Genomic DNA, 15,273 nt, shown 5'->3' on the forward strand with positions numbered 1-15,273 from the left:
AAAAGCTGGGACCACTTCACATCATCGCCGAGGCCCTGTCGTATCAGTACAGTTGCCACGCTACCGATAGAGCTCGGGCGCGGCAAGAGCGACGTGAGCCTCATCACGAGCATCAAGAATAGTCTCGGAACACTGCTGTTCCGGGAACGGAGACGTCATGTCTGACGAGCAGATTATCGATCACGACAGCTGGAATTACTCGCCGGCCAAACTACCCCGGCAGTCAAAAATCAAACTCGGGTGCATTCACGGAGTGTTGCCCTTCGATGGAGTCCGCAATCCCGGTTTTCGGAGTTCGAGCTCGCATCGGGTGTGGCTGACATATAAGACTGCCGCGAACGATTTCATGCCGAAAGTTGGCATTGCCGAAAGTGCCGCTGAAGCGGCAGTAGCTCATGAATTGCTCCTGTCTCCCGATCTGTACGATCTGCAGTTTCAGCCATTGGCCGTCAACTTCCGAGATGAACAAAACAAACGGCGGACCTACACTCACGATATGCTTGCGACATTCGTCGACGGGCGGCGCATACTCGTCTTCGTTCGCAACTCCGACAGTCTGCAAAAGCCTCGGACGCGGCGCGAGATCGAAGCGATCCAAACGGCGACACCCTCGAGCGCTGCAGATAGCATGATCATCGTCGATGCTGGCCGCTACTCACGGCAGCGACGGGAGAACCTGTTCCGGCTGCATGAGGCCATCCAGACACCCGATCCGGAAATCGACGACATGGTGCTCTGGGCCGCCCGCAATCATCGCGCGCTCTGGCTGATGCGTGATCTTTTCCCGCTGCTCGATTTGCCGCAGAAGACGGTCTTCAAATCTTGCCATCGCCTGATCGCACGCGGCGCCCTGCGTGCGAACCTCGATCATGTGATCGCGGAATGGTCGCACGTCGAGGTTGCGTCGTGACGATCGCGCCTCGCTACAACTTCGAAGCCGGAACCGAAATCGTGGTCCAGGGGCGCGACCTCCTGCTCCGCAAGGTCGGTTCGCAAGGCTATGAGTTGGCGGACCCGATGGGCGGCCAGACGAGTATCCTTGGGTTCTCGTCCTTCGTCGAATTGATGCAATCCGGCGCCGTGACAATCCCCCCTTTGCAGCTGTTGCCGGAGGGAAGTGCCAAGCTCAGGCTGGGTGGGCTGAGCGTCGCGGCCCAACTCTCCGATGAGCAACAGACTTATGGCCGCTTCCACTTCGCAGTATGCAGGGCGATCGACGAACTCCATCGGCACCGGACCATTGTCGAGGGCAATGAGGACTTCCGGATTTCGATCGGCACCCTGAACGACCCCGCGAACAGGAAGTTCTTGCGTCCGCTCGTCGAAGCCTTTTTTGGCGAGCGCGTGCATCTTGGAGCAGCCACGTTGAAAGGCGGCCAGCAGAAGAGCTGGTTTCTCTACAAAGGGCGGACGCTGAAGAAATACTATGGGATCTATCAGGGTCTCCAGGACGGTGATGATGTCATTGCCGGGTTGGCGACACTTGATCACCTCAAAGGCAACGAGACACCGCGTCTGCCCTTGCGTCTGAAAGAGCTCATGACAGAGGCGTGGGAGGAGATCGGCCTGGATCTCAAGGGACCGTCGGTGGCGAACGTGCATGGCTACCTTGCAGCCCTGATCAACAGGGAAAACCGGCAGCGGGCGCTCAACAATCTCCCCGCGCTCCCAGTCCCATCCCATCAATCCGTTCTTCGTCACCGCAAGGAGCTGCTCACCCCGACCGAGTACATAGTCGCGACGAAGGGCGAGCGCCACGCGCGTAACAAGCGGGGCCGCGGCAGTTCTGACGTGCGGGCGCTCATGATCGGCGAATTCTGCGAGATGGACGAATGTCGGGCGTCCCTGATTACCTCGGCCAAGGCCAAAGGCTATTGGCATACGCTGTCTGAAGATATGAAGAAGGCTATGGAATGGGCGGATGACGAGATCCGCAGCCGCCTCAGCATCCTTGTCATGATCGATGTCGCAACACGTATGCCGCTGGCCTGGGTTGTCAGCGACCAGCCAAAAACGGAAGCCACGATGCAGCTGCTGCGGATGGCAACGCGTGACAAGACCCGCGAGAGGCGCATCTACGCTTGCGAGGGCGAGGCTATGCCGGCCATGGGGCTCGGCATGGTGCGCAACGACAACGGTACCGGCCTGCGGAACGCCGACGTCAAGTCCGCGCTCATGGGGATCGCATCGGCGAATACTGACGTGCGGACCCACGCCGCCGCCGACAAGCCGTATGTTGAGAGGATGTTCGGTACCACGGAATCCGTATTGCTCAAGTTGCTTCATGGCTACACCGGCCGGAAAGCCGGAGAGCTGCCCGGATATGACGCCAAGGCATCGGGCGTGCTGGATATCGACCTTCTCTATGAAATCCTGACCAAGTTTTTCATCGATGAGTATCCGTCGCTGAAACACATGGGCGTCGGTATGTGCGGGCGCCGCCCAGCAGAGGTCTATCAAGAACTGAATGAGACCAGGGAGACATTTCGTCTTTTGGATGAAGATCTCCGTCGCGTCCACTTGGGCTGGCCATTCAAGTTGCAGCCCAACGATGAGGGTGTGCGGGTGCTTGAAGGCCTCTTCTATGCGTCAAACAAATTCCAGGCCGCCCGCGAACACCACCAGGGCAAGGTCACCGTTTATATCGATCCGGACGATCTGAGCTTTGCAACCGCAGTGATCCCGCGTGATCCGAAGCCGTACAGGCTGGCACTCCAGACGACCGTCTTCGCCGATCTGACCGTGTCAGAATTCCTGGAACTGATGACGCAGTACCGGCGCGAAAACCCCGAGTTGACAACGCTCTATGAAGATCGGATCGCAAAGGTTCGCCTCGAGAGACATGAACAGCTCAAGAAAATCGGCGTCGAGCGACGGCTGCCCAGGAGCTATGTCAACGTGGGTGAAGCCTGCAAGAAGGCCAAGAGCCTGTTTGCCTCATCTCGGCTGATCTCCACGCACGTGCCGATCGACACGGTCGCCCCAGGAACTCTTTCAACCGCGATCTCGGGCCCGGGCATCCTGCCGATCGGCGGAGCAAGCCTCATCGATCACGCGCCTGCGGAGCCGATCTCTACGCCAGCAATATCAGCCAGGACATCGAAGCCCAAGGCGACGAAACCGCCTTCGGAACCCCCTGTCCGGCTCGGCCGCCCCGCCCAGAAGGGCGAGCTCTTGTGACCGCCGCCATCTCAACGACGTCTAGCAATCCAAGGATAAACATGAGTTTCATCGACCAGAACCGCGTCAACGCTTCACTTTCTCTGCAGCGTGGCCACTATACCTTCCCGCGCGCGGCAAAGCTCCGCGAAGCTTTCGAAAACTGCCTGCACGACTACTACGTCAAAGCCGCCATCGGCGGGCATTTCGAAGTGCGCGGCTTGCTGGTGACTGGGGAATCGCGGGTAGCGGAGGCTATTGCCAAACAGTTTCCGCCAGAACGGTGTATCGGCAAGAGCGCCATTCATGACTGGTTTCACAACGCGCGCCGTTAATCCCATCCGAGAACTGCCGAGATAGCTCGGTCTCTTCCGGTATCAAACCTGCTGAAATGGTGGTATCAGACTGAGCGATTACTAGCACGAAGGGAGTAATCTGATGCGGGTGAATTACGACGACCTGTCCAAGACGGTGGCTGCACTGACCGAGGGCGAGCGGGACGAGGTCGCATTGATGGCGACCCTCGCCTGCGAATTGCATCACGCGGATGATCGGTTTGACTGGACCGGTTTCTACCGCGTCACGGAACCCGAAGTGCTCAAGATCGGTCCGTATCAGGGTGGTCATGGCTGTCTTGTGATCCCCTTCTCGCGGGGCGTCTGCGGCGCGGCGGCCCGGACCGGGCAGGTGCAACTGGTTGATGACGTCGAGGCGTTTGCAGGTCACATTGCCTGCTCCTCCTCGACCCGCTCCGAAATCGTGCTGCCGGTCTACAATCGCGCGGGCGAGCTCATCGGCGTGCTGGACATCGACAGCGATCAGCCCGCCGTCTTCACCCCGGAGGACGCCGAGCAATTGTCCGCGATTCTGCACTCGGTCTTTGGCCGCCTGTAGGACCCATCGGGGCGACACCTGTCACGGAACGATGCAAAATCCGGCCGATGCCCCTGGGGATCGGTCCTTTTTGTGCCAAATTACATCTGCGGCGTGAAATTTCTCTTTATTTTTTCACGGCAATCGGCAAGCGTGAAAAATGAAGCAAAATTTTCACGACTCGACGAGGGTAGTTTTGAACGCCCAGGCACCATCTCACACCACTTTGGGGGCCGATCTGCGCGCATTGCGCAGGGCGCGCTCCATTACCCTAGCTGATCTGGCGGCTCGCATGGGGCGATCCGTCGGCTGGCTCAGCCAGGTGGAGCGGGACATGTCGGAGCCGTCGATCTCGGATCTGCGGCTCATCGCGCAATGTCTCGAGGTGCCGATGTCGATGCTGTTTGCCCATGCCTCTGCCCCGGTGGCAGAGCAGGGCTACGTTGTGCGTGCGGCGGCCCGGCGGCCCATGGGCTCCGGCGAAGAAGGTCTGATCGAGGAATTGCTCTCCCCCGATCTGACCGATGACTTCGAAATGGTGCATTCCACCTTTGCCCCGCACGCGCGCATGCAGGCGGTGGCCCACCGCCCGACGCAGGAGGTCGGCTACGTGATCTCTGGGCAACTGGATCTGCAAATCGGCGAGCGGACCTATACCATCGGTCCCGGCGACAGTTTCCGCATCCGAAATGAACCGTTCCAATGGTCAAACCCCTATGACACGCCCTGTGTGGCGGTCTGGGTGATCGCGCCGCCGGTGTATTGACATGAGCTTTGAGGCCTGGACCATATTCGCGCTGTTCTGGCTGGTCTTTGTGACCACACCCGGACCGAATGCGGTGAATTGCATTTCCAACGGGATGAACCTCGGATTTGCCAAGGCGATGCTGGGGGTGCTTGCTATTCTGACCCAGGCGTCGGCTTTCCTGCTGCTGTCAGCCCTCGGGGTGACTGCGCTCATTGCGGCGTCGCCGACCGGGTTCTTCATCGCGAAACTGGTCGGTGCCGGGTTTCTGATCGTTCAGGGCATTCGCAGCTGGCGCAACGCCAGCAGACCGGCCCCATCGGCAGAACGGCCCGCGCGCCATGTCTATCTGCACGCGCTGGCGGTGGCCACGATCAATCCCAAAAGCGTCGCAGGCTATCTGGCGGCCTTCTCTCAATTCGTGCAGCCCGAGGTCGCGATCTGGCAGCAGATGGCCGTGATCATGCCCACCGCGCTGGTGCTGACCACGCTCAGCTATACCGGTTTCACCCTGCTTGGGGTCATGATGGGGCGGGCGGCGCTGGCGGCGGTGTTCAATGTCTGGATCCGCCGCGGGCTGGCTATCTGTTTTATTGTCTATGGCGTGCTTCTGGGCATCAGCGGCGCGCCGCAACCCGAGGGGGCATCATGATCAAGGGCCATTGCCTGTGCGGCAGCATCCAGTTCGAGACTGAGGCGACCCCAAAAGGCGTTTCAATGTGTCATTGCGGCCAGTGCCGCCGCCAGTCCGGCGGCATCTGGTCCTCGGCCTATGTGCAGGATGAGGATCTGGTCATTCGCGGGCCCGTCCGCTGGTTCGCCGCCAGCACGCACGCCAGACGAGGGTTCTGCGCCGACTGCGGGTCCTTTCTGTTCTGGAAGGCGCAGGATGAGGGCACCACCAGTTTTGCCTTGGGGGCCGTGTCAAACCCCACGGGGCTGACGCTCGAGAAACACATCTTCGTGGCGGACAAGGGCGACTATTACGACATCGCCGACGGCCTGCCGCAAAAAGACTGAAACCCTGCATATCTCAACAAGGAGCCGACCATGTCAGATTTTCCAACACGGGCCCGCGTGGTCATCATCGGGGGCGGCGTTATCGGCTGCTCTGCGCTCTATCATCTCGCCAAGAAGGGCTGGACCGATTGTGTGCTGCTGGAAAAGAATGAGCTGACGGCCGGATCCACCTGGCATGCGGCGGGCAATGTGCCGACCTTCTCCACCTCCTGGTCGATCATGAACATGCAGCGCTATTCCACCGAACTCTACGCGCGTCTTGGCGAGGAGGTCGATTATCCGATGAACTACCACCAGTCCGGCTCGATCCGGCTGGCGCATTCGCCCGAGCGGATGCAGGAATTCGAGCGCGCCGCCGCGATGGGGCGCTACCAGGGTATGGACATCAAAATTCTGACCCCGGATCAGGTGAAGGAGATCTATCCGTTTATCGAAACCCACGATCTGGCGGGGGCGCTCTATGATCCAAATGACGGCGACATCGATCCGGCGCAGGTGACGCAGGCGCTGGCAAAGGGCGCGCGGGACATGGGGCAGAAAATCATCCGCTTCTGCCCGGCCACGGGCGTCACCCAGACGGATGACGGATGGATCGTGCACACGGAAAAAGGCGATATCGCCTGCGACTATGTGGTGAACGCCGCGGGATATTACGCGCAGCGTGTCGGCGAATGGTTCAAACCCTATGGCGGACGCACGGTGCCGATGATGGTGATGTCCCACCAATATCTGCTGACCGAGGAAATCCCCGAAATCGAAGCCTGGTCGAAGGAGACCGGCAAAAAGCTGCCTCTGCTGCGCGATGTGGATGTGTCCTATTATCTGCGCCAGGAAAAACACGGCTACAACCTCGGCCCCTACGAGCCGAACTGCAGGGCGCATTGGGCCACGCCCGACGATCCCATGCCCGAGGATTTCTCGTTTCAGCTCTGGTCCGACGATCTGGACCGGATTGAGGATATCGTCACCGACGCGATGGAGCGGGTCCCGCTGATGGCCAGCACCGGCGTGTCCCGGGTCATCAACGGCCCGATCCCCTATGCGCCGGACGGGTTGCCGCTCATCGGGCCGATGCCCGGGGTGAAAAACGCGTTTGAGGCCTGTGTCTTCACCTTTGGCATCGCGCAGGGCGGTGGCGCGGGCAAGGTGCTGGCGGAATGGATCGTCGAGGGTCAGACCGAATGGGACATGTGGGCCGTCGATCCGCGCCGCTATACCGATTACACTGATGCCGACTATTGCGTGCAAAAGGGGATGGAGGTCTATGGCAACGAATATGCCATGCATTTCCCGCATCACGAATGGCCTGCCGGTCGCAACAAGAAGCTCTCGCCGGTGCATGACCGGGTCATCGCGCTTGGCGGTGTGATGGGCGCCTACAACGGCTGGGAGCGGGCAAACTGGTTCGCGCAGCCCGGTGATGACACCTCGCGAGAGGCCACCCACACCTGGGGCCGCTCCGGTCCGTGGCAGGCCCGCGTCAAGGAAGAATGCGAGGCGGTCCGCGATCACTGCGGCGTATTGGATCTGCCCGGGTTTTCGCGGTTTGAGCTCGGCGGAGACGGCGCAGCAGAGGCGCTGCGCGGTCTGGTCACCGGCGCGCTGCCCAAGATCGGGCGCATGAATCTCGTCTATATCGCCGACCCGAGAGGCCGCATTCTGACAGAGATGTCCTGTCTGCGCCTTGGCGAGGATGAGTTTGTGATGATCACCGCCGCCAGCGCCCAGTGGCACGACCGCGACCTGCTGACGGCGACCATGCCGGACGGCGTCACCGTCAAGGATGTGACCACCACCCGCGACACGCTGATCGTGACGGGGCCAAAGTCGCGCGAGGTGCTTGCGCCGCTGACGGATGCGGACCTGAGCCTTGGCTGGTTGTCCCATCAGGTGGCCACGGTGGCGGGGCAACCTGCCTTTGTGGTCCGGGTGTCCTTTGCGGGCGAGCTGGGCTGGGAGGTGCACGCGCTCAATGCCGACATGCCCGCGATCTATGACGCGATCCTTGCGGCCGGTGCCAAACCGTTCGGCATGTATGCCCTGAACAGCCTGCGCATCGAGAAGGGCTACCGCGCCTGGAAGGGTGATCTCTCCACCGACTACACCGTGTTGCAAGGCGGTCTGGAGCGGTTCGTGAAATTTGACAAACCGCAGGATTTCCCTGGCAAAACGGCGCTTCTGGCAGAGCAGGAACAGGCGCCCTCCAGACGGTTCGTGACGCTGACGGTCGAGGCCGGAGCCGCCGACGCGCCCTATATGTCCTGTATCTGGAGGGACGGCGACATCGTTGGTGAAACCACCTCCGGGGATTGGGGCTACCGTGTTGGCTGCTCTATCGCCTTGGGCATGCTGCGGGCGGATCTGGCTGTGCCGGGCACCGAACTGGAGGTCGAAATCTATGGCCAGCGCCATCGCGCTGTGGTCCAGCCGGATCAACCGCTTTGGGATCCGGCCAATGAAAGGCTGCGTGCATGAGCGGGATCACCCTTCTGGATGGGTCAATCGGTCAGGAGCTGGTGCGGCGCAAGGGGGATCGGGCGACGCCGCTCTGGTCGACCTCGGTGATGATGGATGCACCTGATCTGGTGGGCGAGCTGCACCGGGACTACTTTGCGGCAGGGGCAACCGTTGCCACCACCAACACCTACGCCGTGCACCGTTCGCGGCTGGAACGGATCGGACTGGAGGATCAGCTCGCCCCGTTGCTGGATACGGCGCTGTCACAGGCCACAGAAGCGCGGGCAGACTATCCCACCGCAAGGATCGCCGGCGCGCTGGGTCCGCTTCTGGCCTCCTACCGACCGGATCTGGAGCCGGATCCGGAGGTCGCATCCGAGGCCTTTCGCGAGATCGCCGGTCTGATGGCCCCGCATGTGGATATCTTCCTGGCCGAGACGGTGTCCTCCGTGCAGGAGGCGCTGGGCGTGCTCAAGGGGGTGTGCGGACAGGGCAAACCGGTCTGGATCGCCTTTTCCGTGCTGGACGAAGACGGGACCCGCCTCAGGTCTGGCGAGCCGGTCTCCGAGGTGCTGCCGCTCCTGCGGGATTTCGATGTGGCGGCCTGTCTCATCAACTGTTCCCGACCGGAGGCAATCGCGCCGGCGCTTGAAATCCTGAAACAGGCCGACATTCCGTTCGGCGCTTTCGCAAATGGCTTCGAAGGGATTGCCGAGGCTTTCCTGGAGGACGCCCCGACGGTCGAGGCGCTCAGCCGACGCACGGATCTGGGGCCCGCGGCCTATGCCGATTACGCAATGACCTGGGTCGAGATGGGCGCCACCATCGTCGGCGGCTGTTGCGAGGTCGGCCCGGACCATATCGCGGAACTTGCCCGGCGTTTGCGCGCGGCGGGCCATACCCTCATTTGAAACGTCGTCCCCCCTCATATTTTGGCCTCAACAAGAAGGTGCAGAGACCATGACCCAACTTCCAGAGAAGGCCCGCGTCGTCATCATCGGTGGCGGTATTGTCGGCTGTTCGGTGGCCTATCATCTGACCAAACTGGGTTGGACGGATGTGGTTCTGCTGGAGCGCAAACAGCTCACCTCGGGAACCACCTGGCATGCGGCCGGTCTGATCGCGCAATTGCGGGCCTCCTCCAATATGACCAAGCTCGCCAAATACAGTCAGGAGCTCTACGGCGCGCTTGAGGCGGAAACCGGTGTCTCTACCGGCTTCAAACGCTGCGGTTCGATCACTGTGGCCCTGACCGACGAGCGGCGCGAGGAAATCTTTCGTCAGGCGGCCATGGCGCGGGCGTTCGGTGTCGATGTCGAAGAGATTTCCCCCGATGAGATCAAGGCCAGATACGAGCATCTCAATATCGATGGCGTGACCGCCGGTGTCTGGTTGCCAAAGGACGGGCAGGGCGATCCGGCAAACATTGCGCTGGCTCTGGCCAAGGGGGCGCGTCAGCGCGGCGCGCTCATACAGGAGCGGGTGCGGGTCAGCGGTATCCATCGCAGCGGCCGGCAGGTCACCGGGGTCGACTGGGCCTCGGATGACGGTCGCGAACAGGGGCATATAGCCTGCGACATGATCGTCAATTGCGCCGGCATGTGGGGGCATGAGGTGGGGCGGATGGCGGGGGTCAACGTGCCGCTTCATGCCTGCGAGCATTTCTACATCGTCACCGAGGCAATCCCGGGGCTGACGCAATTGCCGGTCCTGCGGATGCCGGACGAATGCGCCTACTTCAAAGAGGACGCGGGCAAGATCCTGCTTGGCGCGTTTGAACCGACTGCAAAACCCTGGGGCATGGAGGGCATCCCGCAGAGTTTCGAATTCGACCAGCTGCCCGAGGATTTCGACCACTTCGAACCGATCCTCGAAGCGGCGGTGAACCGGATGCCGATGCTGGCTGAGGCGGGCATCCATACGTTTTTCAACGGGCCGGAGAGTTTCACCCCGGATGATGCCTATCACCTCGGGCTTGCGCCGGAGATGGACAATGTCTGGGTCGCTGCGGGCTTCAACTCCATCGGTATTCAATCTGCCGGTGGGGCGGGAATGGCGCTGGCGCAATGGATGCAGGACGGCGCAAAACCCTTTGACCTCGGCGATGTGGATATTTCCCGCATGCAGCCGTTTCAGGGCAACAAACACTATCTCTTTGAACGGTCGAAGGAAACGCTGGGGCTGCTCTACGCCGACCACTTCCCCTACCGCCAGAAGGCAACCGCACGCGGCATCCGGCGCACGCCCTTCCACCATCATCTGGCCGAGCAGGCTGCGGTTTTTGGCGAACTGGCGGGCTGGGAGCGCGCCAACTGGTTCGCGGATCCGGGTCAGGACAAAACCTATCGCTACAGCTGGAAACGTCAGAACTGGTTTGAAAACAGCGCCGCCGAACACCGGGCAGTGCGCGAAAACGTCGGCATGTACGACATGTCCTCCTTCGGCAAGATCCGGGTCGAGGGACCGGACGCCGAGGCCTTTCTCAACAGCATCGGCGGCGGCGACTATTCCGTCCCCGTGGGCAAGATCGTCTATACCCAATTCCTGAATTCACGCGGCGGCATCGAGGCGGATGTGACCGTGACACGCCTGTCCGAGACCGCGTATCTTGTGGTGACCCCGGCGGCGACCCGCCTTGCCGACCAGACCTGGATGGAACGTCACAAGGGGGGGCACAATGTGGTCATCACCGATGTGACCGCAGGCGAAGGCGTGCTGGCGGTGATGGGGCCGAACGCGCGAAAACTGCTGCAAATGGTGTCGCCCAATGATTTCGGCAACGCAACCAATCCCTTCGGCACCGCGCAAGAGATCGAGATCGGCATGGGCCTCGCCCGGGTCCACCGGGTCACCTATGTGGGAGAACTTGGGTGGGAGATCTACGTAGGGGCCGATATGGCGGGGCACGTGTTTGAAACCCTCTGGGCGGCAGGCCAGGATCTGGGGCTGAAGCTCTGCGGCATGCATATGATGGACAGTTGCCGGATCGAAAAAGGCTTCCGCCACTTCGGGCATGATATCACCTGCGAGGATCACGTGGTGGATGCGGGGCTCGGTTTCGCCGTCAAGGTGGACAAGGGCTGTGATTTCATCGGCCGCGCAGCCGTGGCCGAGCGCAAGGCGACAGGTCCGCAGAATCGCCTGCTTCAGTTCCGCCTCACGGATCCGGAGCCGCTGCTGTTTCACAACGAGCCGATTTTGCGCAACGGCGAGTATGTCGGTTATCTGTCTTCCGGAAACTACGGCCACACGCTCGGCGGCGCCATCGGTCTGGGCTATGTTCCCTGCGCGGGCGAAAGTGCATCGGATGTTCTCGGTTCAACCTATGAGATAGATGTCTGCGGCTGCCGTGTGACGGCCGAGGTTTCGCTGAAGCCGATGTATGACCCCAAATCGGATCGTGTAAAGGCCTGACAAATCTGCTAGGCGGGTAATCGCAGTGTCTGTTTTTTGGGCGGACCTGCGGTTATTGAACGTCACGCGGGCGGCGGCAGGGGGCCGGATAGCACCGCCGACGTGAAAGGGGCCGAAGATGAGCAGCAAACCTGACAACGTCGATACGCCGCAGGGCCTTGGGTTTGCGACGGCGGCCTATGTGTTCTGGGGCTTCTTGCCGCTGTATCTGAAAATGGTCTCGCATATTCCCCCGGCGGAGGTTGTTGCGCATCGTGTGATCTGGTCGGTTCCGATCGCTGGCCTGTTGTTGATCTTTCTGCGCCGTCTCGGGGATCTCAAGACCGCTTTGCGCACCCCGAGAATGCTGGCGATGGCCTGCGTCACGGCCGCTTTCATCTCGGTCAACTGGGGGATCTATGTCTGGGCGGTTGGCTCCGGACGGGCGCTTGAGGCGGCGCTTGGATATTATATCAACCCGCTGTTTTCCATTGCCCTCGGTGCGATTTTGCTGGGAGAGCGCCTGACGCGAGCGCAGGTGGTGGCGGTGGGGCTTGCGGCGGTTGCTGTGATCATTCTGACGGTCGCCGCCGGCAGCCTGCCGTTTGCCGCACTGGGTCTGACGGTCTCCTGGGGCTTTTATGCGTTCTTCAAAAAGTCGCTGCCGATTGGTCCGAACCAGGGGTTCTTGCTCGAAGTCCTGATCCTGACTTTGCCCGCGCTGGGCTATATCGCCTATCTGCTGCTCACCGGTCAGAGCCATTTTGCCGCCACTCGTGCGGATACGCTGCTGCTGCTGGGCTGCGGCGCGGTGACGGCGGTGCCCCTGATCGTCTATGCCAACGGTGCAAAGCTGCTGAAGCTGTCGACGATCGCGATCCTGCAATACATCGCCCCGACGATGATCTTCATGGTCGCGGTGTTTGTCTTCAAAGAACCGTTTGGCGGTGCCAAGATGATCGCCTTTCCGCTGATCTGGCTGGCCCTGGTGATCTATTCCGCCTCGCTGCTGCAGGAGATGCGGCGCAAGGGGCGCAAGCGATCCATCGCTCCCCTCCCACACCCCGAGACCTGAGACAGTCGTGGAAACGTCCAGACGCAGGCCCATCCTGGCCCCGATCACGGTGGGAGTTTGGGACCTTGTCTTGTCAGCGCCGGGCCGCTAGGCAGCGGCTATGACTGTATCCAGTGAATATTGCCCGCCGAGCGATCCGCTCGATATCCTGCATCACGACGCCCAGATCCTGTTGGTCAACAAACCGGCCGGGTTGTTGTCGGTACCGGGCAAGGGCGATCACCTGTCCGATTGCCTGATCTCACGTATTCAGAGCGCCTTTCCCGAGGCGCTGCTGGTTCACCGCCTGGACCGTGACACCTCCGGGGTCATGGTGTTCGCCATGACGCCCCACGCGCAGCGTCATTTGGGGCTGCAGTTCGAAAAGCGGATGACGAAGAAGACCTATGTGGCACGGCTGGCGGGGAAACTGGCTGTCAAATCCGGCACCGTGGATCTGCCGCTGATTGTCGACTGGCCGAACCGTCCCCTGCAGAAGGTGTGCCACGAGACCGGCAAACCGGCTGAAACGGACTGGAAGGTCATGAGCTACGGCGAGGATGAAACCCGGGTGCGGCTGATGCCAAAGACCGGCCGGTCACACCAGTTGCGCGTTCACATGCTGTCGCTGGGCCACCCGATCCTGGGTGATCCGCTCTATGCTTCGGGCGCCGCGCGCGATCATGCGCGTATGATGCTGCATTCGGAAGAGCTGCGGCTCAAGCATCCGGATGGAGGAATGTCGCAGAAGTTCCGGGTCAAGGCACCGTTCTGACCCGCGCGATACGCTGGTTGCCACATTGATTGCTACACTGGTTGCTGCTCTGGTTGCCAAATGGGCGGGCCAGAAAAGAAAGAGCCGCCCAATGGACGGCTCCTCAGAAGACACGGCTCCTCAGAAGACTATGGGCGCAATCAGCTCTCTGGTGTCCAGCCGCCGACCGCCTTCACCTCAAGAAAGTCCTCAAGCCCCCAGGTGCCGCCCTCCCGGCCATTGCCGGATTGCTTCATGCCACCGAAAGGCGACCCGGCACTTCTGGACTGGCCATTCATTTCAACCATGCCCGAGCGAAGCCCCCGGGCCAGACGGTTGGCGCGCGCCCCGTCCTGTGTCTGCACGTAGTTGGTCAGGCCATAGGGCGTGTCGTTGGCGATCTCGACGGCGTCTTCTTCGGTGTCGAAGGGGATGATTGCCATCACCGGGCCAAAGATTTCTTCGCGTGCGATTGTCATCTGGTTGTTCACATCGGCAAAGATCGTCGGTTTGACATAGAACCCTTTGTTCAACCCATCCGGACGGCCAGTTCCGCCTGCGACCAGACGGGCGCCCTCATCGATGCCTTTCTGGATCAGGTCCTGGATCTTGTTCCACTGCAGCTCGTTCACTACCGGGCCGATATGGCGACCCTCTGCAGAGGCTGGACCGACTTCGACCTTTGCAGCGACCTCCGCCGCCTTGGCCACAACATCGTCGTAGATGGATTTTTGAACCAGCATCCGGGAGGGCGCGTTGCAGCTCTGGCCGGTGTTGTTCATCATGTGCAGGACGCCGCGCTTGACGGCCTTCTCGTCGGCATCCTCGAATACAAGGTTGGCGCCTTTGCCGCCCAGTTCGAGATGGACTTTCTTCAACGTGTCTGCAGCCGCTTTCGAAATCGCGGTCCCGGCGCGGGTGGAGCCGGTAAAGGACACCATATCGACGTCCACATGCGCGGACAGCTGTGACCCGACGCCTGTTCCATCGCCGTTCACGAGGTTGAAGACACCCGCGGGGAAGCCGGCCTCATCGACAATTTCGGCAAAGATCATCGCGTTCAGCGGGCTTTGTTCGGAGGGCTTGAGCACCATGGTGCAACCCGCGATCGCTGCCGCGCCGAATTTCAGCGTGATCTGGTTCATCGGCCAGTTCCACGGCGTGATCAATGCGGCAACACCCACGGCCTCATAGATGATCCGGTCATTGGGCGTGTCGGCGCTGAGGGGGCGCTCAAATTCGAATGCCTTGGCGGCTGCAATGAAGTTCTCCAGATGCCAGCTGCCGGCTGTCACCTGGCTCTGGCGGGACATGCTGATCGGCGCTCCCATCTCGGTGGACATCGCCTGGGCCAGATCCTCGGCCCGCCGGTTGTAGATCTCCAGGAGCTTCTCGACCATCGCGATCCGCTGTGCCGGTGGCGTCGCCATCCAGCCCGGCAGCGCCGCTTTGGCCGCAGCCACCGCCGCGTTGGTATCGGCCTCCGCACCCAGAGTGATGACGGCGCAGGGCTCCTCTGTTGAGGGGTCAATGACCAGGCAGTCGTTCGGAGCAGAAGGAGCAACCCACTGTCCATTAATGTAAAATTCGCGTTTCTCAATCATGGATCCGCTCCCTTTCCAAGGCTGTGAGAGTGGCCGGTATACGGCACTTTGCGGTCAGTTTGTCAGTGACGGTGACCCTCTACAAGGTTGTTTTTTGATCAAATTCCGAGGCCCGGCGCCATCTCGCCGGACATGCCGGTATTTCGGCTCATTGAACGGTGCCCGAAGGCCTCGGGCGCGGGTGTCTGCGACAAATTCGGACGCATACGGGCAA

Annotated in this window: 13 protein-coding genes; 12 read left to right on the plus strand and 1 reads right to left on the minus strand. The window is 61.2% G+C overall.

Annotation, left to right across the window (positions count from 1 at the left end; genetic code table 11):
- The first annotated feature begins 157 nt into the window (after positions 1–157).
- The 12 genes from FGE21_RS15260 (at position 158) to FGE21_RS15315 (ending at position 13,476) form a co-directional block, all read left to right on the plus strand.
- Positions 158–910 carry a hypothetical protein gene (locus FGE21_RS15260; RefSeq protein WP_139664294.1) on the plus strand — a complete coding sequence of 251 codons (753 nt, stop codon included), beginning with the start codon at positions 158–160 and terminating at the stop codon, positions 908–910.
- Positions 907–3,180, plus strand: coding sequence for a transposase family protein (locus FGE21_RS15265; RefSeq protein WP_139664295.1), 2,274 nt, complete (start codon positions 907–909; stop codon positions 3,178–3,180). Before FGE21_RS15260 ends, FGE21_RS15265 begins: the two co-directional genes overlap by 4 nt.
- Before the next feature lie 41 nt (positions 3,181–3,221).
- Positions 3,222–3,494, plus strand: coding sequence for a hypothetical protein (locus FGE21_RS15270; RefSeq protein WP_139664296.1), 273 nt, complete (start codon positions 3,222–3,224; stop codon positions 3,492–3,494).
- A gap of 103 nt (positions 3,495–3,597) precedes the next feature.
- On the plus strand, positions 3,598–4,053 hold the full coding sequence (locus tag FGE21_RS15275) for a GAF domain-containing protein (protein ID WP_139664297.1): 456 nt from the start codon (positions 3,598–3,600) through the stop codon (positions 4,051–4,053).
- Between the two features lie 139 nt (positions 4,054–4,192).
- Positions 4,193–4,798 (plus strand): helix-turn-helix domain-containing protein, encoded by a 606-nt coding sequence (locus tag FGE21_RS15280; RefSeq protein ID WP_139664298.1) that lies wholly within the window; start codon positions 4,193–4,195, stop codon positions 4,796–4,798.
- Between the two features lies 1 nt (position 4,799).
- Entirely contained in the window at positions 4,800–5,429 is a 630-nt protein-coding gene (locus FGE21_RS15285; protein WP_139664299.1) for a LysE family translocator, read from the plus strand.
- Entirely contained in the window at positions 5,426–5,797 is a 372-nt protein-coding gene (locus tag FGE21_RS15290) for a GFA family protein (RefSeq protein WP_139664300.1), read from the plus strand. The genes FGE21_RS15285 and FGE21_RS15290 overlap by 4 nt, the downstream gene beginning before the upstream one ends.
- 30 nt (positions 5,798–5,827) lie before the next feature.
- Entirely contained in the window at positions 5,828–8,272 is a 2,445-nt protein-coding gene (locus tag FGE21_RS15295) for an FAD-dependent oxidoreductase (RefSeq protein WP_139664301.1), read from the plus strand.
- A complete protein-coding gene (locus FGE21_RS15300) occupies positions 8,269–9,165 on the plus strand; it encodes a homocysteine S-methyltransferase family protein (RefSeq protein WP_139664302.1) in 897 nt (298 codons plus the stop codon). Before FGE21_RS15295 ends, FGE21_RS15300 begins: the two co-directional genes overlap by 4 nt.
- A gap of 49 nt (positions 9,166–9,214) precedes the next feature.
- Positions 9,215–11,668: an FAD-dependent oxidoreductase gene (locus FGE21_RS15305; protein WP_139664303.1), complete on the plus strand. Its 2,454-nt coding sequence runs from the start codon at positions 9,215–9,217 to the stop codon at positions 11,666–11,668.
- Positions 11,669–11,786: 118 nt separating this feature from the next.
- Positions 11,787–12,722, plus strand: a complete 936-nt coding sequence (rarD, locus tag FGE21_RS15310; protein ID WP_139664304.1) for an EamA family transporter RarD — start codon at positions 11,787–11,789, stop codon at positions 12,720–12,722.
- 100 nt (positions 12,723–12,822) lie between these two features.
- Positions 12,823–13,476 carry an RluA family pseudouridine synthase gene (locus tag FGE21_RS15315; protein ID WP_139664305.1) on the plus strand — a complete coding sequence of 218 codons (654 nt, stop codon included), beginning with the start codon at positions 12,823–12,825 and terminating at the stop codon, positions 13,474–13,476.
- A 140-nt stretch (positions 13,477–13,616) separates the two neighbouring features.
- On the opposite strand, the gene FGE21_RS15320 is transcribed toward FGE21_RS15315, so the two are convergent.
- Complete coding sequence (locus FGE21_RS15320) at positions 13,617–15,059, minus strand: aldehyde dehydrogenase family protein (protein WP_139664306.1); 1,443 nt, start codon at positions 15,057–15,059, stop codon at positions 13,617–13,619.
- Between the last annotated feature and the right edge of the window lie 214 nt (positions 15,060–15,273).

Source organism: Phaeobacter sp. B1627 (genome assembly GCF_006265095.1).
Lineage (GTDB): Bacteria > Pseudomonadota > Alphaproteobacteria > Rhodobacterales > Rhodobacteraceae > Epibacterium.